Origin of the sequence: Oceanobacter sp. 1_MG-2023, assembly GCF_030689025.1 — a bacterium.
Lineage (GTDB): Bacteria > Pseudomonadota > Gammaproteobacteria > Pseudomonadales > Oceanobacteraceae > Oceanobacter.
Genome location: NZ_JAUYWA010000023.1, coordinates 13706 through 33264 on the forward strand (window position 1 = coordinate 13706; position 19559 = coordinate 33264).

The following is a 19559-nucleotide window of genomic DNA, read 5'->3' on the forward strand; positions in this document are numbered from 1 at the left end:
TTATAGCGCTGTGATTGTTTCTGTGTAGGTCAGGGTGAGTTCGGCCGATACGACGGCCTGGGCATTGCCGGATTGTGGGTAGTGGGTAACTAGCCCGGTGAGTTTTTGTTGCTGGACGTTGGGTAAACGGGCACCCAGGGCGCTGGCCAGCTCCAGCCGGATTGTGTCGAGGTCGGATTCGGCGGTGGCTGTCCAGGGTACTGTCATGTCGAGACCGAAGGTTTGTTCCCATTGGATGTTGCTGCCAACTTGTTTAATCAGCTGGCCGGGCTCTGTCCAAAGTACGCAAAAATTGCCGCTGGCAGGGTGTTTGCTTTTATCTCGCATATCGACTGGGTTGAGCACGGCGTTGATGTTGCAGGTGTAGCCGTTTTCTGCGCTCAGCTGGGCCAGCCGTCGGGTGATTTCGGCTCTCATGGCGGTGGTGTTGGTCATGGCGTTACTCGTTGATGAGGGTGTTGAGCAGGCTGGTTACACGTTCGGCCAGCCGGACTTGAGCCTCGTCGGTCACTTTGGTTTTTGGCAGTGCGAGATACGCGGTGGCGATGGATGGCCCCATAGCATCCGTCAGGATGCCGTCTCGGTAGGTGTAGGTTCTGCCGGTTCTGGTTGTTTTGCTGTTGCGAGTGCTGAGCGGTTGCCGCCCGGCCCCTTTGGGGTTGATAAATCCCGCGGCGACTTTGCTGCCACCGATCCAGTTGACGATGATTTGTGCCCGGTTGTTGCGAGCGCTGACGAGTCGTTGTTGGTATCGATATTCTGAGACGAGCACCCCTGCCCCGCTGAAGTTCACCCGCGCATTGGGGTATTTTACGGTGGCTTTTTGGGTGCTGGTGTGGCTCTGGACGACGTACTGGCTGATGCCGGTGGCGCTGCTGATTTGTTGAGACAGCCAAGTGCTGCGCAATGATTGTGCCGCTTCGGTGCTGGCTTGGCGTGCGAGGGCATCCCCTTGCCTGCCGAGCTGGTCGATCATCGCCAGGGTGGCATCCATCCCGGATAGTTGTACTCGTGACCGTGACATTGTGGGTGCTCTTTGTTATGACGCGGTTATGACGCGGTGACTATGGTTTTGATGGCTTCGCGGGCGTCGGCGCGGGTGGTGGTGTTGGCCAGCCCCACTTCGGCCAGGTCGGTCTGGTATTGTTCGTCGCTGTCGCTATCGTACAGATACGGAGCGCACCATAGTCGCCAATGCGCTGTGAAATATAATTGCCGCCACTGTGTGCGCGTGCCGATCAGCACGCTATTGAAGTCGTCGTCTGCCAGTGTTCCGCCGACCAGATGGATTAGCGCCATAGTGTCGGCGGCGTCGGGAAGTGTGATGATGTCGGCGGAATCGAGTTCAGCCAGCACGGAATCGGTCGGCGGTATTGGCAGTAATGTATTGACACCATCCATCTGATTTCCCGGAAGTCGGTCTGGCAGAGATGCGAACCACTCGCCAATTGGCCCAGTAGACTCAATACGGATCATGCAGCGTTTGATGCTCATAAATCGTACCCCACTGGAATGACTGTTAAGCCATCCTCCGATACCCACTCGGCCGGGTCTGTTGATTCATCCAGGGTGAATAGTTCAGTGTCAGCCGATGTTAGGTTTGTTCGAGTCAGGGTTATTGCTCCATATTCTGGCAGCTCAGTCCCGGTAGTTCCGTCGGAGTCTATCGCCCATCCGTATGTTGGCGTTGTTGAGGTATCGTCAGTGCCTTCCCAGATCTTTACGTCCGCTATAATACCGTTGAAGTAATTACCGGATATGCCTCTACCGCCTACATTTTCTAAGGTGAAATTATCAGTTACGAAATCATATGTTGCTAGTAGTTCACCGTTTTCATGCACCGAGACATTAGCACCGTTCCGGGATAAAACAATACGATTAAATATATTCGGTGAGTCTGAATAGGCAAGATTACTTTTGTAGTTTGAATTGATCATGCACTGGTAGATATCACTAGATGAACTGTATCTTAAAAAGCTATCTGCACTCCCAAAAAAAGCAAGGCTACTTCCATTGGGGATGGCTTTAAGTTCAATTGCAAAATCGCCGACCAAGATTATTGGTTCATCAAGCACGTAGTATTGTGCTGCACTAGCATCCAGCATTGTAAAATACCGCGACACTGCCCCACCATCACCAGCACTGCCCAGGCGCTGGTTTACTCGAGGAGTGAGGCGCGGAGTCAATCTGGGGGCCAGTCGCATCAGAAGCTGCTCACGGTCAGGGAGTAGCTGACGCCGGTGTCTGTCGGGGTCAGTTCAACGCTTTCGACGCTACCCAGTACGAAAACGGCGCTGCTGTTTTGCTCCAGGACGTTGTCTGTTACGGATTGATAGTCGTCAAACCCCACTGGCCGAAATTTGACGGTAACGTCTCCGGTCGCCCCTTCTACCGCGATTTGATGATGGCTGTATTTGGGGGAGAGGCCGAGTGTTTTAACGCCGGTTGCGAGGATGGTGACGCGGTATTGGCTGGCTATTTCGCTCATGGGGTCAGTCCTGTTGTTGTGTGGTAATCCAGCAACGGGTGATGATGTCGGTGGATTGATCACTGTCGATCTGGTCGATTCGGTATCGGGTGTTGTTGACGCTGAATTCTGTCCCGACCTCTGGGGTGTATTCTGCGTTGCAAAATTCGGCTTGTTTTCTCAGGGGTGCATCACTGAGGTAGTTGTTTTCGCCTTCGGTTCCGGCGCGGTAGCCAATGATGGCGCAGTGCGCTTCGGTTCCTGCACTGGCACCGGCACCGTCGGGGTCGATGACGGCCCGCTGACCGCTCAGTAGTTGGGTGCTGATGATGAGGTCTTGGCGTTTTCCGGTTGGGTCGGTGATCGGGCCAATGAGCAGCCACCGCCCGTCCAGGGTTTTGAATAGGCCGCCCGGCTCTATGTTGGCACTCCAGCGAGCGCGCACAACGATATTCTGGGGCTGGATCAGCCCTGGCTGCCAGTCGGATGTGCTGGCCTCTTCTGTGATGCCGATCATGCGGCGGCCGTGGTTGGTGCCGCTGGCGCTGATCAGCTGGGCGCTGGTTTTTAGGCGACCGGCTCGCATTACCAGTATCTCCGAATGATGTGACCGGCGAGGAGGCTGTCGGTAAATCGTAATCGGGTGGTCATGGTGCCAATCATCTCTGACTCTCTGTGTTCGTATTGGCTGCCGATGTGCAGGAGCATCCACTTTTTGATGGATGCTGGAACGGTTTCGGCGCTTTGGTATCCGGCGGTGTATCGGACGATGACGCGCCGACCCTTGAATCCGGGGTAGCTGATGATGGGGTCGTCCCCGTCGAAAAATTCCAGCTGGTCGTTGTCGATCAGGGTGGCGTGGTCGATGGTTTCTCCGTCGATGCTAATGCTCTCGATGCTGACGGCGGGCCAGACCATCAGGCTGAGTTCTGCGGTGGCGCTGGGGTGCAGCTGTTGCCATTGTTGCGGCATGAGTGCGCGGCCTGTGATTTGTTCGGCAACCTCGCGGGCGGCTTTGATGGCATCGGTCAGGAGGCTGTCGTGGTCGTCGTAGTCTATGACTCGATCGATTTTGACCTGTTCCAGCGTCAGCGGCTCCGCACTGGGAGCCGTGACACGGGTGACGCGGATATCCAGTGCGGTTTCCGGGTGCATGATGGTTCCTGTTAGTCGATGACAGTGCCGGTCATGGCGTCGGTCGGTTGGTTTTTGGCGTCATGGGCCAGGATAACGCCTCCGGCATGGACGGCGGCGGTGCCGATGGTCAGGACGGCTCGGACGTAGCGAAAACCGCCGTTGACGTCGAGTTCGGTGGCTTTCAGGTTGATGACGCCGGGGAGCTCTTCTGCCAGGTCGATGGCGGATCGGGCTGTGATGTCTTTGGCGTCGCTGAAGTCGGTGTCGGTGGCTTGCTGCCATTTCAGAGTGGCGGTGGCATCGGTGCCGAAGGCGCCGACACTGATGATGGCTTGGACGTTTTCGTACTGGCTCATATCAACCGCTGATGTGGTGGCGGCTCCGACGGATCGTGAGGCACTGGCCAGCGCGGCGACAACGGTGGCGCGGGTGGATGGCTTGAGGTTTGGGTTGCTCATGGATGGCTCCTGATGTTTGGGTTGTTCGGGTGTGTGGTCACACCCGAGTCGCGGGCGATTAGGCGCGGGTTGCGAGGGTGACGAAGTGCGATTTGGTCAGGCTGCCTTTGGCGGGCGTGACTGGGGCGGTCAGGAATGTGGTGCCGCCCAGGCGCAGACGCCAGCGGAAACATTTCAGGCCTTGGTCAAAGTAGAGGTGGATGGATTCGGCGTATTTGGCCGCGCCGGTACGACGTGGCAGGTAGTAGCCTTTGGGGTCGATAAATTGGATGTCGCCAACGGTGCCGGCGGCCTCTGGATGTTCGTTGAATTTGACGGGGCGACCCAGCAAGAGGCCGTTGGGTGTTTCTTTGTAGCCTGAGTTGAGCGGAGTCCAGAGCAGATTGCCGTCGTCATCCTTGAGTTTCATCAGTTGGGGCAGCAGTTCTGAGTTACATTCCCAGTGAGCGCGGTTGATGCTGGATGGCAGCATGCGGATGTACATATTGACGATGTTTTCGGAGGCCAAACTTTTAGCGGCTTGCCCGGATTCTTTGGCGACGGTGATGAGGGCATTGGATTTCATGTAGCCTTTTGGCTTGCCGACGCCATCGCCATACCGAATGGCTTCGTTGATCGCCCAGCGCATGGCCATGGGTGCCATTTTCATAAGGCGTTGCCCAAGCCGCGGGGCGTCGTCGAGCAGGTCTTCTTCGACGGTGACGAAGACACTCAGGCCGGTGAGGCTGAGTTCGCCGGCTGTCAGGCCGTTGAATTTTGTGGGGCTGAAGGTCTCGCTGCCTTGATCCCAGTGGGTTTGGATGCCGGCTGCCTGCCAAGGGGTGGTGACATCTTTGAGGTATGAGACGCTGCGGGCGCTGGTTGTCTCTCCGGCGACTTGGCTGACGAGGTCGCCGTGGTCTTCATCCAGCAGGGTGAAAATTTGGTTACGCATGGCGGGTGGCAGGCTGAAGCCTTCGTCTCCACCGTCTGCACCGACGACGTTGGTGGCGGTGGCTGTCAGGCGTTGGTCGATAGTGCCTGTTGATGCCCGATAGACGGCGCTGAAGAATTCGCCTTCGTCTTGGAATCCGCCCATGGCCTCGAGTTCGGGGTCTTTGACAGTGGCGGAGAGACTTGCCACGGGGTTGTGGCCTGTGCGACGGCCGGTGCCGGCGTTGATGCTGGCTTCGAGGGCTTCGAATTCGTCTTGCTGGTCAATTTGGGCCTTGATGGTTTTGCAGTCATTGGCCAAGTTGGTGAGTTCGGTGGCTTCGGCTTCGGTCAGTTCACGGCTGGCGGCTTCAGCGTCGGTGCGGATTTGTTTGGCGCGGGCCAGTTTTTGCTTCAGTTTGGCTTTGAGCATGGTTTGTCTCTCTTTTTTGGGTGTGGATAGCTACACCGGCCCGCTTGGGCAGTGCTGCTGTTGGTGTGGCGGTGGTTGGTGGTTAGTTGGTTTGGAAACCGTCGAATTCGGCAAACAGTTCGTCGGCTTGCTGGCTGGTCATGCCAGGGGGATGGCCGGTTCGTTTTGATAGGTTGTTCAGGGTTGTTTCGAGCGGCTGAATGCCGTCGATCAGACCCAGGTTCAGCGCGTCTTCGGCGAACCAGGTGCGGCCATCGGCGATGGGTTTTACGTCGGTTTCGCTGAGGTTGCGTCCGCGCTGGATGACGCTAATGAATTCGGCATAGAGTTGGTCGATGACCCGCTGCACTTCCGCGACTTGGGCGTCGGTGATGGGGGTGCCTTCCATGCCGGTGCTTTTGTGTTCACCGGTGTCGATTTTGATCACTTTGATGCCAGCGTCTTCGTACCATTTGCTGCTGTCCCATAACGCGGTGCGAACACCGATGGAGCCGATGGTGTGCATTTTGTGGCTGGCGTAGATGGCGCTGGCTCCGGCGGCTACATGATACCCGGCACTGGCGAGGATGCCGTCTATTTGGACGATGACGGTTTTGGTACTCGCAGCGAGTGTGATTTCGTCGCCCAGTTCGTGCATGCCGCGGACGTCACCACCGGGGGTGTCGGCGATCATGAGTATGTGGTCGATGCTGGGGTCTAGCCGGGCGGCTTTGACTGCCAGGCGTACATGCAGTGAGCTGGCGACGTAGTTGGATGCCCATGAGTAGGATTTGAGCATGATGCCACGCAGGTTGATGATGGCGATGTTGTCGCGGGATTGTACTGGTAGCCCCGCTCGTTCGGCATCGATGACGGGGCCTGAGAATGTGGATGGCAGCGATGCGCGATCGGGGTCGATCAGGCTGGTTTCGAATTTGAGGTTGCCCGGCAATCCTGCCAACTGGGTATCTGCCAGTGAGCTGAGTGACCAGATCAGGGTTTTATCCAGCATGGGTGGCTCCTGTTGGGGTTGATGTGTTGCCGGTGGCGTTGGCTTGTTCGACGGTGGCCATGTTCATTTGGACCATGCGCAGTTTGCCCAGGTCGTTGTCGAGTGGGTTGAGGTCTTCGAGCGCACGTACTTCGTCGATGCTGTATACGCCGCGATCCATCATGGACTGGTAAAAGGCTTGACGGGCAGCCATGTCGCCGCGCAGCAGGCCGCCGAGGTTGATGCGGTTGTAGTGGCTGGTGTCACGCCCGAACAGCTTGAAATCGACTTCTTGTTCGAGCCGGACGGCCCAGGGGCTGAGTGTGTCGGTGACGTATTCGATGTTTTGGCTTTCGATGTTGTTGTTGGTGCTGCGGCTGAGTTCGGCGACTTTGTGCGGAGGTACGCCGAACCATCGGCAAACTTCGGCGATGCCGAATTGTCTGGATTCGAGAAACTGGGCATTTTCTGGCGATATGGCGATGGCTTTGTAGGTTTGTCCGGGTTCGAGAATTTCTACTCCGCCGTGGTTTTTTGCGCCTCGGTGACTGTTTAGCCAGGTTTTTTTCATGTTGCGGGCGGATGTTGATCCCCACCCCTCCGGCTGGACGGCTTCGTCTTTCCATTCGATGACGCCGCCGGGCATGGCGCCGTTGCCGAAGAAGCCGGACCCGAATTGTTCCATGGCCAGACCATGGCTGAAGCATTCTTTTGCGTATTGGATGACGCTGAGGCCTGAGATTCCGTCGACACTTGGGCCACCGCGCAGGTGGATTACGTCTGATGGTTTCAGGACGGTGTTTGGTTGCCCGGTTTCTGCGATGTCGTAGATCAGGCGGCCGCGGTTGTCTCGGTCGGGGTTGACCCGATCCCAGTCGATCCCCCAGAAGCTGACGGGTTCTCCGAATCGGTTCCGTTCGATCTCTGAGAGTCCATTTCCTTGCAGCAGGGCGCTGAGAACCAGCGATTTTCGGAATTCATAGCTGTTGGTTTCGTCGTTTGCGATTCGGTAGAGTATGGCGTCTGCCGGGTGGTCGGTGGCGATAGACCGGGCTTTTCCTGTGCGCTTCATGACGCGCCAGGGCATCATGGCGAGGTGTTTGGTGATCAGTTCGCAGCAGGCCCAGACGGCGGAGTATGTGAGGGCTGAGTCTCGGTTTATGGGGACGCCGGCGATCGGTCGACGGATTGTGAGGCCGAAAAGGCCGCCGCCGGTGGCTGGGTAGAGGTCGTCTGGCTCGGTGTGGCGAGCGGCGGTGATGTTGGCTAGCCCTGATCCGAGGCTGTCGAATATCATTGTGGCGCACTCCCACCACGGGCCATGATCAGTCCGAGCATGAGTAATAGGCCACCGGTGATTTGTAGTGCGACTCCGGGGCCGTATTGCATGTGCAGGCCTCCGCCGATTTGGGCGAGAGCGATCAGCAGGATGCTGTCGACTTTGCTGGGCAGGTATTTGGTCATAGCTCGCCGTCTGCGTAGATGGATTTTGGCCGCTTTTTGGGCGGCATTTTGATCATGACTCCGAGGGCCATGATGCTGGCCACGGCGGGGTCGATTTTTTCTTTGACTTTCGACTTGTCTGGCTTGATGTCGCCAGCTGGGTTTGTTTCTGATACGACGTTGCTGGCGGCCCAGTAGACGAGGTGGCTGGCCCACTCCAGTTTTTGGTTGAGCACCTGGACCATGAATTCTTTCATGGGGGCGCTCATGCTGCCGAAGCCTTGGCCAAATTCGATCATTGGAATTCCGTCGTTCAGCAGGTCGTTGACGAGCTGGTTGGAGTTCCAGCGGTCAAAGGCGATGCCTTGGATTTGCAGCCGTTCGCTGGCCAGTTTTATGTCTCGTTTGATCCAGTCGTAGTCGACGGTGGCGCCGGGAGTGACGATCAGGGAGCCTTCTTGTACGAATCGCTCCAGGGTTTTGTCTCCACGCTGCAGGCGGCGCTTGAGGGCGTCTTCTGGCAGGTAGGCCCGGACGTATTGCCGCGTTTTTCCGTTGCATTCGAGGTCGAAGGCGAGCGCGGTCATGTCTTCGACGGATGAGAGGTCTACACCGCCCCAGGCGGCTTTTCCTTTCAGTTTTGGGTCCAGCTTGTCGGCCCAGATGGCTTGGTGGTCGTAGTCGGCTTCGCAGAGCTTGAACCGTTCAAGGTTCATCCATTTTGCTTCGCCACGGACTCGGACATTCAGTTTTTTTGTGAAAAATTCGATCCGTTCACTGGGGATTTCTTTTGCCATTCGGCACTGTTGGCGCATGTCGTCTGGGTTGACGCTGATCCCGTAGTTGGGATTGGCTTTCATCCATTCGGTTTCGTTTTGCCACCAGTCCGTGTTGGTTTCTGGCGGTTCGGCCTGGAATATGTAGGCGAAGAATTCGTCGTCGTCTACGGCGCCTGTCAGAACTTTGCTGGCGTATTCGTGCAGGTCGGCGTCGACACCATCGGTCAGAAATCCTTCGGTGGTGATCGAGTAGATCAGTGGCTGGGATCTGGCCCCTCGTGCCGATTTGATGACGTCCCATACTGCTGATGTCGGATGTGCATGCAGTTCGTCGATCAGGCCGTAGTGCACATTGAGGCCGTCCATGGATTTGTGGTCTTTCGATAGTGCCTGCAACCTGCCCCTGCTTTTTGGTGCCAGCACTCGGTTGGAGTAGCGGCGCACCAGGCGGAATAAACTGGGACTTTGCTCCAGCATGGCGACGGCGGCGTCATACAGTTCTGCGGCCTGCTCTCGCTTGGTGGCTGCGGAGTAAATCCGGGGGCCACCTTCTCCGTCTGCCAGGAGGCCGTAATTGGCGACGACGGCGGCTTTGGTGGTTTTGCCGTTTTTTCGGGCCACTTTTTCGTAGGCGATCCGGAATCGACGGGTGCCATCCGTTCGGAGCCATCCAAAGATTTGGGCCAGGCCAAAACATTGCCATGGTTCAAAATCAATCGGCTTGCCAGCCCAATCGCCTTCGTATTGGCGGCAGTAGCCGGAGAACCGGAAAAAACGACCCGCGGCGTTTTCGTCAAACCTCAGCCCGCGGCGTTCGGCTGTTTCCAGATCTCGGTACCATCGGTCGATTGCTAGTCGGGTCATGCGGCAAACCGGGATCTGGCCATCTCGAACATCGGCGGCGTACTGGTACGCTCGGTCCAAGTAAATCCGTGCCAGGTCAATCCGGGGTACGGCTGCAATAGCGGCACTCATAGATCAAGATCGTACTGGCCGGGGTTTTCAATTTTGATGGCCTGCCGAGCACGCGGCGTCAGACCGAACTGGTGTTCGAGTTTGCGGAGTTCATCAGCCGCCTGCTTACGCAGAACCGCCTGAACGCTCAGCGATTTGGCCCCTGTGCTGTAGACCTGGATCGATCCAAGGCCGAAGTTTTCCTGGCATAGGTCGTTCCACTGACGCCACTGACAGTAGCTCACAACGTAACGGTGGAATGCTGACAGGTCGACCTCAGAAATAATCCCGGAGTCGACCAGCTTCTGACCAAACTCATCCCAAAAATCGGACTGCTCTGGCGTCAAATTTTCCGGCTTTTCTGGCAGACCAGGGACAATGCCCTGAAAAACATCAGTCTGATCACCCTGCTGGGGACCAGAAGGCGCTGATGCGGCTATTTTTTTGGTCTCCAGCGGGATGACGTTTGCAGGCCGTTCAGCCATATCACCTCACTCGGAAGGCGCTAACCCCCCCCCTTAAAATTAAGGAATCTCACACAAACGATTCCCCCTTCGTTCGCGGGCTTTTGAGGTGCTGAAGATTTGACCCGCCCTCCCCATCAACCACGAACGATAGAAATTATTTTTCCGCCGTCACTCGCTCGCCGATCCTGTTGTGACACTCCTGACAGAGCGCACGCAGATTGCGCCAGTCCCAAAATAGCTCCGGGAATTTTTTCGCGGGCTTGATGTGGTCAACCAGATCAGCGGGCCGGATGGTTCCACGGCTCTCGCAATCGCAACAAAGCGGGTGTTGGCGTCGGTATGCGACGCTCAACTTTTTCCAGCGGGACGTCTTATACATCTGATCCGAATCAGCCCGCCGGGCATTGTGTTTTTTTTGTGACTGCAACTGTGCCGCCCGACGATCCGTAGAGTGCTCATCACAATAGCCTGATGACGTCAGGACATTGCAACCAGGATGACGACAGAACGACGGCGCTTTACTCGGCATCAAAATTCCTGCTGGCCAGCTCAGCCTGAGCCAGTCGCTCAGCCAGCCGAACCTCACGGAGCCTCAGCTCGTAGTTGAGCTGCTTGAATCGCCACAGCGCGATCGTGGTAACCACCGTGCAAACCGCACCGACGATCCAATACCACTCCTGGGCATTGAGTCCAACCACAGTCAACAGCCCACCAAATATGTACGACATCGTCGCAATGACGCGCTCCAGAAAATCATGGTGACCCATCAGTTGCCCTTGAACGAGTTGACTGCATTGACGCCGAATGATGCCGTGGTAATCGTGCCGAATAGGCCTACGATCGGCATGAACAAATCCGCCAGGGACTCGACCGCGATATCGACAGATCGAACCTCGACACCATCGACCATCACCGTGGTTGAGACATCCAGAGCCTGAGCAATCACGAGCACGACCATCAGCACAACATACAGCTGAAACAACCGGCTGACCGTGCGAGCAATATCCCGACGCATTTTGCCGTTGGGGTCGAGCGCCTTGACCATCACGGCCCGCGCTTCTGCCTTTTCGGTGTCCGTCTCGATCCATTCCGTTGCGACGGCCTCTATCGATTTTGCAGCACCAAACCAGTCAAACATCACAACAGCTCAAAGTGGGGCAAATCATGGAACGAGCTATCGGCATTATTGCCGTCACCGTCCCAGTCACCACCCCAGCGAATAGACAACCCCTCTTCTGCCGCTGCTGCGTACATCAGGCCAGCCAGCACACAGAATCGCTGGCGATCTGCCCACACGTTGACGCCATTCAATGTCGCTGGGTATGGCAGCAGATCAACCGCCTCAGCCGGTATCAGGTTGTGACGCCCGCGTTGGATGATGCCATCGATCTGGCTCTTGCCGTCTCGATACAGCTCCTGCTGTCGCGCGATGGATCGATGGCCCTCGATTACCGAGAAATCCATGACACCAAACCGAAGAGCTCGTTGCACAACGCGCTGCAGAGGCGGCGCACAGCTACTCAGATTTGCTGTTGATCGATCACCAAAACGGAATCCAACCACGAGCTACCCCCAAAAATAAAAAGGCCCGCAAGGTGCGGGCAATGCATGGCAAACTGACTGTCCCTGTCGAGAGGATGCAGAAACGAAAAAACCCGCCAAGGGGTTGCCTGGGCGGGTTTCTGGATGCGCTTGTATTTCAAGATATTGGCAATAGTACAACTTCGTGCCACATTTGCAATGGTTTTTTTAAAACTTGCCATGCAGCCATTATGCGGCCATAGAGAACGCCAGCCTCTGCACCAACAGCCTGAGCGCCCGCTCACGGTTGCGATACAGAGTACGGCGCGTCATACGACACGCCCGGCACTTTTGTTCGATGCTGGCGTCCCTGTGGAGCCAGAACTCCTGCACCGCTGCCTTTGGCCCGGCAGGCAACTCAGCCACCGCCTGATCGGTATCCAGCGTCTCTGCCGTCCAGAGATCCACCGACCCCGACGACCCAACACCACCACCAATTGAACCAGACCAATCCACCCGCGCATACCCGCGGGATCCTGATGCGGAATCCTCAACTGCTGCAGCCCAGCGATCCAACCGGCTGACCATGTCATCAAATTTAGTCATACGCACTCCAACACAAAAAAAATAACAATAAATAACAGGCCTAGGGAGGCCTAGGGTTAGGCCTAGGGGTAGTACATTGGTAAGTCATTGATAATTAAGTAAAAGCCTAGGGGCCTAGGGGGCCTAGGGGTATTTCCTCGTGCGTGAGAAAAAAAAATAACAGAACGAAAAACCTTAAAAATATACGCGCGCGCGGGCGCGGGCGCAAAACCCCTAGGCCTATAGGCTTTTCTTTTGGAATCAATAACTTAGACCCTAGGCCTACCCCTAGGCCTACCCTAGGCCCCCTAGGCCTAACGGGCGTTTTATGCACCATTGCTGTGCATATCTTCGGCATTCAGCCCGGATTGCTCTCGAAATTCCCAAACACAGTCGGTCACCCACTGGATCTGGCTCTTGGAATCCGGTTTTTTGTGCAGCACGAAAAATGTCCCCTTTCGTTCGCGCCGATTGATGACGGTGGGCGTGGGAGGATCATACCATTTTACCGACGATCGGCGCTTCTCTCTGGCGCTCAGTGCGGCACTGAATTTTTCCCGCGTCATCAACCGTTCATTCCCCTCCCGGCACCACTTCACATAGACCCTATAGAGGTCATCAGACAAACACGTATGGTATGGGGCATCCAGATTACCCGCCGCCCACTCACGATAAAACGACTCCCAGGACGGCAAACCAAAATCGATCAACCGCTGCTTCTCTGGTGTCATCGGCGCTTCCGAGTACTGATCAAAATCAGCCAGGTCAATCCTCAACAGCCACCCCAAAAACGCCGCCGGGCCACCGTTATTGATCTCCCAACTGACCAGGTTCTTCAGATCCGGGTCAATTTTCTTCTTTGGCCAGATCACCAAAAACCGCCGGTCGCTGGTCTCAACCGGGAACGGCTGGATCTCGTTACTCAGAAACACCGCGTTCATGTGGTTCGCTTCTTCCCAGCCACTGACGAATTTCTTCTCGATCCGGGTCGTTTCGCCCGTAATGAGCTGCTTGATGGTGCCCATCTGATTGTATTTGCTCGACCGGCTGAAAATTTCCTCAAACAGGCCATACAGCAGATTGCTCTGCCAGTCGGTATATGCCGACTCCATCTGGTGCTGACCCAGCGTCGCGGAATACTCCCCATACAGCGGGCGCATCACACCATCAAAGAAAAGACTCTTGCCCGACCCCTGCACCTCAGAGTGCATCAAAACCGCCGTTCTCAACTTGGCCCCGACATGCTGCAGCGGGTATGCCAGCCAGCGCGTGAGCCATGTCCAGACATGATCATCCTGATTACAGAGCGACCACAACAACGCCCGAATGCCCCGGCACGCATCATCATTTTGCACCGGCTCCAGCGGCAGCCCCCGGAACATATTGATATGGGTATCCGGGTCTGATCGTTGCGTTGGGTCAAACACCAGATTTTTCTTGAGCACCACCTTCCGCTCTGGCGCCGTGTTCCAGTGGTCGAACGCCACCGGGATCATGCATTTGAGATCATCCATCCCAATGACCTGGCGCAATTCCGAATCCCACACCGTCCGCGACGGCTCCAGATAAACAAACCGCTCCAACGCCCGATCAATCCCCGGAACCCCTCGTTTACGGGCGGCACGCACCGCGCTCTGAATGTCCTCATCCGCGATCTGGCGCTTGCCTTCCGCGTCCAGCCATTCCTGACCCAGTTTTTTACCGACCAGGCGCTTGAATGCAGCAACCTTGATTTTGGTCTGTTTGTGAGCGTCCCAGATATTGCCATCTGGGTAGATTAGGGCGAACCGAGCCATGAGATCCTTGATGGTGAACGGCTCGGATTCCGTCACCGCCGGAACCTCTTCAGGTTCAGAGGGCGCGGGAGATGGCACAAAATCGTCCGGATCATTCGACGCCATCAACCGCCCTACTGCCGACTCAATTTGATGTTTTACCGCGTCCAACCCGGCACCGCAGTGCAGGTCATTAAAATCGGAATACGCTCGAATTTTATCTGCCATTACGCGGCCTCCTGCTGACCAGGCATCACCGACCAATCCGGAGACACCACCACCGCGTTTTTACCCGCAGCAGCACGAGCAGCAAATTCAGCGCCTGGGTTCTTGCCATCGGTCGTTTCGTCGTCATCGGCACATATCAACAGCGGTTGAGCGGGATTGCTGGCAGCCACGGCATTTACCACTGTAACCAGATTGCCCGCGTCGATGCAGGCAAACACCGTCCGCCCGGTCGCCTCATGGACGCTCGCGGCCGTGGCATAGCCCTCAGCAAAACACCACACGCTGCCCTCTCCGGGCAACAGAGCCAAACAACCGCTTTTCTCTCCATGGCGCGGGAACGACTTTGTACCGGATTTGTAAATCATCTGTACCGATCGGATGGCCCCATCTGGGCCGACCAGCGGCAGTACAAAATCCCCCGGGCTCAATTTGCGCACACTGCGGCGTTCCTTGCGATCGGCATCCATGCGGTTGAACTCAACAAAAAATGATTTGATGTGTTCTCCGGTCACGATCCAAGATCCCTCATCAAAATCATCCACAACCAGCAACACCGGCAACGCCACGATATACCCGCAGTGGTAGCCGACCCGCTTGCGCTGCAGATACGGACTGACCTGCTCTGGGTTTTGGTTTTCGCTCAGCCACTGGCACAGCTTCTGGCAGCCAATGGCCACCAGGTCGGCCATTCGGCGGCGCCAGGCGGCCTCTTCGGCCAGCTGCTGTTGAGCCACCCGCCGACGCTCTGCCATTTCGGCAGCGTATCGCTGACGATCGGCGTCGTTGCGGTCGTCTGGCTTGAGTTGCCATCCGGCACTTTGAGCCGCCTTGATGAGCGTGCCCAGCCCGACACCACCACTGGCCTTGATGCTGCGCCAGGCGCTTTTGCAGTCCTTTGGCTTGTACTTGTCTGATCCTTGACTCCAGCGGTCGAACAACTCGAACCCCGCATCGGCCAGTTCGGCTTTCAGCGCCATGCCAATCTGGATCCACTCATCGCGGGCGGTATCTGGCGACACAAACGACAGCGCCTCATCTATTTCTGCCATTGTCAGATCACGCATGGTCACCCCTCAGCTGATCACAGCGGTACAGCACCGCAGCCAGTGCCCGCTGCAACTCATTCGATGCAGCCTCCAACCGACGCCATTCGTCGTCATCCACTCGCCCATCGTCAATCGCATCTCTCACCTCACGGATCATTTTGCCCGTGGTATCGAACAGCTCCAGAGCGTTGTCGAGCACAGCCTCATCACTGGCCAGGCCATCAAACGACAGGCGCGGGAGCATCAGGCACTCCAGCTCATCACCCACCGCATCCAAAATGGCAGCGTCACGAGTGGATCGATAGGTGCCGACCAGGTGCCGGATATTGACATACGATCCCGGCTGGTCCGGGTTTAGCGCATTGCGGAACGATTGCGCATTCCAGCCATACTTTGCAGCCAGCGCTGCCTGAGTCCAGTTGGAACGGGCAATGGCCTGAACTAGAGAAACCTCGATCCGATCATCCATTTTGTACCTCACATTTATTTATCTGCCACGAAAATTTGATTACGCAGCCTCATCAGCCAAACTAGAGTCAGCCTCTATACAGCGCCGACGATAAAGATCTGCGATTTTTTCGCACACCGAATAGCGCGGATCGACGCGCTGGTTTCGAATCCGATTGATTGTGGTCTGAGCTGAGCCACAAAAATCAGCGATCTCGCGCTCGCTGACATCAGCAGCAATCAGCGCCTCAATCATTTTGGATACATGAACATGATAAAACATAAAAACCCCCTACGCGGATATGCATTGCATAATAATGCCAATATGCATTGGAGTGCAACGCCTTTTTTGGCAGATAATGCGCAAATGACTCAAAACACGATTAGCGACAACATCAAACGATTACTCAGGGCCAGAGAATGGTCAGAAACTCGCCTGTCTGAAGAAAGTGGCGTGCATCAGACCACCATCAACCGGATCGTTAAGGGCGCGATCCGGAGCACAGGCATTAAAAATCTGGAAAAAATTGCAGCAGCCCTGAGAGTTAGCACCGCCGAACTGACCGGCGCAGCCCCCTCTGTCGTCAGCGAACAACCTACAAAATACCAAACCACCAACACAGCACTCAGCGCCATCGAGGGCCTGAAAGTGCCAGTTGTAGACTGGGCGATCCTGGGCGATCAAATCCCCGCCAGCATCATGTCGAGACGGGACATCATTTGCCCGGTGCCCCATGGGCCAGGAACAGTTGCCGTCACGGTACAGGGGCTGGCGATGCAGGCACCCCAGGGTCGCAGCTACAGCCCAGGAACACTGATTTTTATTGACCCGAACCAAACAAATGCGATCAAATCAGGCGACCCGATCGTTGCACTGCTCAGCAACAGCAGCACAGCAACATTCAGGATCTACTACAAAGAGGGCGCCACCGAATACCTGATGCCGTTGAACCTGGGGTTCCCGCCCACGCTGAGCGAGCCGTTCCAGATACTCGGAAAAGTCATCGGCGCTTGGAGCCAATAAACAAACAAGGAATAGACAGATGATCAAACAGTTTGAGCACCTTCTGATCCAGATCCTGAGAGCGGCGAACCTGCTGCAAATCGCGTTCTGGATTATCCTGGCATTCAAGTTATCGAAATCACAACCCATTGAATTACAAACAATAATTATCATAACCACGACCATAGCCAGCATGATTGTTGCCGGATTTGTAGCACTGGCCATGCAAACTCTTGACAGCATCAAACAGCAAGAAGAAACCGCCACCGCGATGCACAAAAATATCCGATCACTCAACAACACCGCGATGAGAATCGAAAAACGACTCATCGAAAAACAATCGTCATAACCCCAAGCCCCACTCAGAAAACCACTCTCCAGCGCCCTAGCGCCACGCAGTTATAATACGGCCATTGCGAGCATCCGCTCGGAATGGCCCGTCGCACCCCCACCAGACCGCACCGATCCACCCTCTACACTGCCTATCCACACCCATGCAGCACTACTGCGCTAAAAAAAATGCATTTAAGCCTTGAAACAGGCAAAGCACTTATGCATTATTAATGCATTAGCAATGCATGAGGCCGAAAATGATTATTCTAGCCCACCCAACGCTGCGTCTGTTCGACGCCGACAACAACACACACACACACCAGCGCCTGAAAGAGAACGGCCTGATCCCGGTGGTATCCGGTCGGGTGGTTCGGCTGCAGCAAACCCGCCCGCCCCGCCAGCCCGCTACCGTCATTGACCTGTATTCAATGGATGACGACGGCCCATTTGGAGGTGATGCAGCATGAACACAACGTTATCAACGAGAATCAATGCGACTCTGGATTTCGATATCGACAACCACGTCGTAACGCTGAGGGCAGCACAAAAACCCCGCGAAATCACGATCAAATCCGGGATTTTTACACTGCACACCTGTCCGGAGAATATCCATTTCAACGACACGCTATTCATGATGAGCATCAATTCATCCTCCACCCCAGAGCACACGGGGCCATTCAGCGAAATCACCTATACCGCGTTGAAAAACGCGGTGAAACGGCTGACCGACTTTATCAATCAAGGACCTGAGTTATGACCGGATACACCAGCCTGTCGGCCACCGCGCGAAAACTGGGAGTAACCCCCCATAAGCTAAAAATGCTGTTGGCGGACGACCTGGCGATCAACCAGGGAAGAGACAAAATCTGGCGGCCGACAGGCCGCGCCCAGAATTTGATTCTGCCGTTATATCAGTCGGTGGAAACCGGCACCGGTACCCGCGAAACGCTCACGCTGATGGTTACTGAACGCGGCTACCGTTATTGCGAACGGCTGTTAGCCAACCGGAAACGCGCAGCATGAAATGGCAGCGAACGAACAAATACGTCCAGCGGACAGAGGATGGCCAGTATGTCGTTTCAGCCTCCCGCGTCCGCAATGAGTGGCGATTTGTCGCTCATAACCGAGGAACCCTGCTCGACGTTACGGATAACGCCGAGCACGCTCGCGAGATTTGCGAGCAGCACGCCACAGCACCCGGCGTAAAACCACGCGAACCGGCGCAGCAGTAACCGGAAACCCAGCCGCAACCGACTATCCGGTATCGCCGGACAGTTCCCGCCCGGCGCAATGCCGGGCACCACTACCAACAAACGAAAAACGAGGTAACCCATGGCAACACGACCCGATTTATTTAACGCCACCATTGCTCAGCTCCGCAACGGCGCCACCCAGAACGAGGCCAGCGAGCTGATGGCCGAGCTGGTACAGGCCTGCCGCGACACCAACAAAGTGGGCGAACTGACACTGAAAATCAAAGTACGGCCGGATGGCAACAGCGGTCAGTACTTTCTTGAAGACCAGGTGAGCATCAACGCGCCCAAACCAGAGCGCGGGAAAACCCTGTTCTTCGGCACCCCTGAGGGCAACCTCAGCCGTACCGACCCCAACCAAGGCGAGCTGAAACTCCGTGACGTTTCGGACAACACCGAAACGCGCTCGCTGGCTGACGATCAGCCGGTCATCAAGGCCATTTAACCACCACTACCCCACTACCAATAAAGGAACCGAAATGACAGCCACAACGATTGAACTGAAAAACCCGCTGGATCTGGTCAAGCTGGGCAAAGACCAAGTGCAAGTTCTGGAAATCGACGGCCTGCCAGTGCTGATCAGCCCGGATCACCTGAACCTGAATTTTCAGACTCTGGCAGAACTGGACGAATTCCGTGAAACCCCGCGCCAGCTGTGCGGCTCTGTTCAGTTGCACACTGCCCAGGCATTCATCGATTACGTCAACGATTTTTCTGACGAGCACACCGCCATTTTCGTTGACGAAGAAAACGCCCACTTCGTCGCCGTGATCGACTACCACCGCAGCATCGATCAACCGCGCCACGGCAACCACACCGCGACATTCGAATGCCAGAAGACCGATGAGTGGTCGGTATGGATGAAGAACAACGGCGAAAAAATGACCCAGGAAGAATTCGCGCTGTTTATCGAAGACAACGCGGACGAAATCACCGTGCCGTCTGCTGCTGAGATGCTGGAAGTTGCCCTCACCATCAAAGCCAACACGACCTGCGAATTCCGCCAGAGCCAACGGCTGGACAACGGCCAGATCCAGCTGACCTACAACGAAGTGATCGATGGCCGTGCGGGCGCGTCTGGCCAGCTCGATATTCCGCAAGAAATCACCATCGCCATGCAGCCGTTCCAGGGCAGCGACAGCTATACCCGCAAGGCCCGATTCCGCTACCGGATCTCCCACGGGAAACTGGCCATGTGGTACGACCTGCTGCGTCCCCAAAAATGCATTGAGGAAGCCGTGAAAGACACACTGAGCAAAATCCAAGACCCGGAAAACGGCGTAACAGTCAGCCGTTTCTACTTCGGCCGCCCACCGTGCTAACCCTCCCCTGATCCGGAATCCCGGAT

The 19559-nt window shown here is 56.1% G+C and carries 30 protein-coding genes; 7 read left to right on the plus strand and 23 right to left on the minus strand.

Annotated features, from left to right (window positions below; all coding sequences use genetic code 11):
* The 23 genes from Q8W22_RS13475 to Q8W22_RS13580 form a co-directional block, all read right to left on the minus strand.
* Positions 1–435: a hypothetical protein gene (locus Q8W22_RS13475; RefSeq protein ID WP_305452663.1), complete on the minus strand. Its 435-nt coding sequence runs from the start codon at positions 433–435 to the stop codon at positions 1–3.
* A 4-nt stretch (positions 436–439) separates the two neighbouring features.
* Positions 440–1024 (minus strand): hypothetical protein, encoded by a 585-nt coding sequence (locus tag Q8W22_RS13480; RefSeq protein WP_305452664.1) that lies wholly within the window; start codon positions 1022–1024, stop codon positions 440–442.
* A gap of 26 nt (positions 1025–1050) precedes the next feature.
* The gene (locus tag Q8W22_RS13485; protein ID WP_305452665.1) at positions 1051–1494 is read right to left on the minus strand and encodes a hypothetical protein; all 444 of its coding nucleotides are present in this window, start codon (positions 1492–1494) and stop codon (positions 1051–1053) included.
* Positions 1491–2204: a hypothetical protein gene (locus Q8W22_RS13490; protein WP_305452666.1), complete on the minus strand. Its 714-nt coding sequence runs from the start codon at positions 2202–2204 to the stop codon at positions 1491–1493. Before Q8W22_RS13490 ends, Q8W22_RS13485 begins: the two co-directional genes overlap by 4 nt.
* On the minus strand, positions 2204–2488 hold the full coding sequence (locus Q8W22_RS13495) for a hypothetical protein (RefSeq protein ID WP_305452667.1): 285 nt from the start codon (positions 2486–2488) through the stop codon (positions 2204–2206). Before Q8W22_RS13495 ends, Q8W22_RS13490 begins: the two co-directional genes overlap by 1 nt.
* Positions 2489–2492: 4 nt before the next feature.
* Positions 2493–3053 (minus strand): hypothetical protein, encoded by a 561-nt coding sequence (locus Q8W22_RS13500; protein WP_305452668.1) that lies wholly within the window; start codon positions 3051–3053, stop codon positions 2493–2495.
* Complete coding sequence (locus Q8W22_RS13505) at positions 3053–3622, minus strand: phage head-tail connector protein (RefSeq protein ID WP_305452670.1); 570 nt, start codon at positions 3620–3622, stop codon at positions 3053–3055. The genes Q8W22_RS13500 and Q8W22_RS13505 overlap by 1 nt, the downstream gene beginning before the upstream one ends.
* A gap of 11 nt (positions 3623–3633) precedes the next feature.
* A complete protein-coding gene (locus Q8W22_RS13510) occupies positions 3634–4062 on the minus strand; it encodes a hypothetical protein (RefSeq protein ID WP_305452671.1) in 429 nt (142 codons plus the stop codon).
* Between the two features lie 58 nt (positions 4063–4120).
* Positions 4121–5407: a phage major capsid protein gene (locus Q8W22_RS13515; protein WP_305452672.1), complete on the minus strand. Its 1287-nt coding sequence runs from the start codon at positions 5405–5407 to the stop codon at positions 4121–4123.
* Between the two features lie 82 nt (positions 5408–5489).
* Positions 5490–6398 carry a S49 family peptidase gene (locus Q8W22_RS13520; protein WP_305452674.1) on the minus strand — a complete coding sequence of 303 codons (909 nt, stop codon included), beginning with the start codon at positions 6396–6398 and terminating at the stop codon, positions 5490–5492.
* Positions 6388–7674 (minus strand): phage portal protein, encoded by a 1287-nt coding sequence (locus Q8W22_RS13525; protein WP_305452675.1) that lies wholly within the window; start codon positions 7672–7674, stop codon positions 6388–6390. The genes Q8W22_RS13520 and Q8W22_RS13525 overlap by 11 nt, the downstream gene beginning before the upstream one ends.
* Positions 7671–7841 (minus strand): hypothetical protein, encoded by a 171-nt coding sequence (locus tag Q8W22_RS13530; protein WP_305452676.1) that lies wholly within the window; start codon positions 7839–7841, stop codon positions 7671–7673. Before Q8W22_RS13530 ends, Q8W22_RS13525 begins: the two co-directional genes overlap by 4 nt.
* The gene (locus tag Q8W22_RS13535; protein ID WP_305452677.1) at positions 7838–9463 is read right to left on the minus strand and encodes a terminase large subunit; all 1626 of its coding nucleotides are present in this window, start codon (positions 9461–9463) and stop codon (positions 7838–7840) included. The genes Q8W22_RS13530 and Q8W22_RS13535 overlap by 4 nt, the downstream gene beginning before the upstream one ends.
* 107 nt (positions 9464–9570) lie before the next feature.
* A complete protein-coding gene (locus Q8W22_RS13540) occupies positions 9571–10038 on the minus strand; it encodes a P27 family phage terminase small subunit (protein WP_305452678.1) in 468 nt (155 codons plus the stop codon).
* Between the two features lie 136 nt (positions 10039–10174).
* Positions 10175–10549, minus strand: coding sequence for an HNH endonuclease (locus Q8W22_RS16720; protein ID WP_370694179.1), 375 nt, complete (start codon positions 10547–10549; stop codon positions 10175–10177).
* Positions 10539–10787, minus strand: coding sequence for an HP1 family phage holin (locus Q8W22_RS13545; protein WP_305452679.1), 249 nt, complete (start codon positions 10785–10787; stop codon positions 10539–10541). Before Q8W22_RS13545 ends, Q8W22_RS16720 begins: the two co-directional genes overlap by 11 nt.
* Positions 10787–11158 (minus strand): hypothetical protein, encoded by a 372-nt coding sequence (locus Q8W22_RS13550; protein ID WP_305452681.1) that lies wholly within the window; start codon positions 11156–11158, stop codon positions 10787–10789. Before Q8W22_RS13550 ends, Q8W22_RS13545 begins: the two co-directional genes overlap by 1 nt.
* Positions 11158–11484, minus strand: a complete 327-nt coding sequence (locus tag Q8W22_RS13555; protein WP_305452682.1) for a M15 family metallopeptidase — start codon at positions 11482–11484, stop codon at positions 11158–11160. Before Q8W22_RS13555 ends, Q8W22_RS13550 begins: the two co-directional genes overlap by 1 nt.
* A gap of 306 nt (positions 11485–11790) precedes the next feature.
* On the minus strand, positions 11791–12147 hold the full coding sequence (locus Q8W22_RS13560; RefSeq protein ID WP_305452683.1) for a hypothetical protein: 357 nt from the start codon (positions 12145–12147) through the stop codon (positions 11791–11793).
* Between the two features lie 305 nt (positions 12148–12452).
* Positions 12453–14129: a DUF5906 domain-containing protein gene (locus tag Q8W22_RS13565; RefSeq protein WP_305452685.1), complete on the minus strand. Its 1677-nt coding sequence runs from the start codon at positions 14127–14129 to the stop codon at positions 12453–12455.
* Entirely contained in the window at positions 14129–15193 is a 1065-nt protein-coding gene (locus tag Q8W22_RS13570) for a PriCT-2 domain-containing protein (protein WP_305452686.1), read from the minus strand. The genes Q8W22_RS13565 and Q8W22_RS13570 overlap by 1 nt, the downstream gene beginning before the upstream one ends.
* Entirely contained in the window at positions 15186–15644 is a 459-nt protein-coding gene (locus Q8W22_RS13575) for a phage regulatory CII family protein (protein ID WP_305452687.1), read from the minus strand. The genes Q8W22_RS13570 and Q8W22_RS13575 overlap by 8 nt, the downstream gene beginning before the upstream one ends.
* 39 nt (positions 15645–15683) lie before the next feature.
* Positions 15684–15905, minus strand: coding sequence for a helix-turn-helix transcriptional regulator (locus Q8W22_RS13580; protein ID WP_305452688.1), 222 nt, complete (start codon positions 15903–15905; stop codon positions 15684–15686).
* Here Q8W22_RS13580 and Q8W22_RS13585 point away from each other — a divergent pair.
* From Q8W22_RS13585 to Q8W22_RS13615, 7 genes are all read left to right on the plus strand, one after another.
* Positions 15894–16646 (plus strand): LexA family transcriptional regulator, encoded by a 753-nt coding sequence (locus Q8W22_RS13585; protein WP_305452689.1) that lies wholly within the window; start codon positions 15894–15896, stop codon positions 16644–16646. The genes Q8W22_RS13580 and Q8W22_RS13585 overlap by 12 nt on opposite strands.
* Before the next feature lie 19 nt (positions 16647–16665).
* Positions 16666–16974, plus strand: coding sequence for a hypothetical protein (locus Q8W22_RS13590; RefSeq protein WP_305452691.1), 309 nt, complete (start codon positions 16666–16668; stop codon positions 16972–16974).
* 241 nt (positions 16975–17215) lie between these two features.
* Positions 17216–17425: a hypothetical protein gene (locus Q8W22_RS13595; RefSeq protein WP_305452692.1), complete on the plus strand. Its 210-nt coding sequence runs from the start codon at positions 17216–17218 to the stop codon at positions 17423–17425.
* Positions 17422–17715 carry a hypothetical protein gene (locus Q8W22_RS13600; RefSeq protein WP_305452693.1) on the plus strand — a complete coding sequence of 98 codons (294 nt, stop codon included), beginning with the start codon at positions 17422–17424 and terminating at the stop codon, positions 17713–17715. The genes Q8W22_RS13595 and Q8W22_RS13600 overlap by 4 nt, the downstream gene beginning before the upstream one ends.
* Positions 17712–17981, plus strand: coding sequence for a hypothetical protein (locus tag Q8W22_RS13605; protein ID WP_305452694.1), 270 nt, complete (start codon positions 17712–17714; stop codon positions 17979–17981). The genes Q8W22_RS13600 and Q8W22_RS13605 overlap by 4 nt, the downstream gene beginning before the upstream one ends.
* Positions 17982–18290: 309 nt before the next feature.
* Positions 18291–18656, plus strand: a complete 366-nt coding sequence (locus Q8W22_RS13610; RefSeq protein WP_305452695.1) for a hypothetical protein — start codon at positions 18291–18293, stop codon at positions 18654–18656.
* Between the two features lie 34 nt (positions 18657–18690).
* Entirely contained in the window at positions 18691–19533 is an 843-nt protein-coding gene (locus Q8W22_RS13615) for a YfdQ family protein (protein WP_305452696.1), read from the plus strand.
* The last annotated feature ends 26 nt before the right edge of the window (positions 19534–19559 follow it).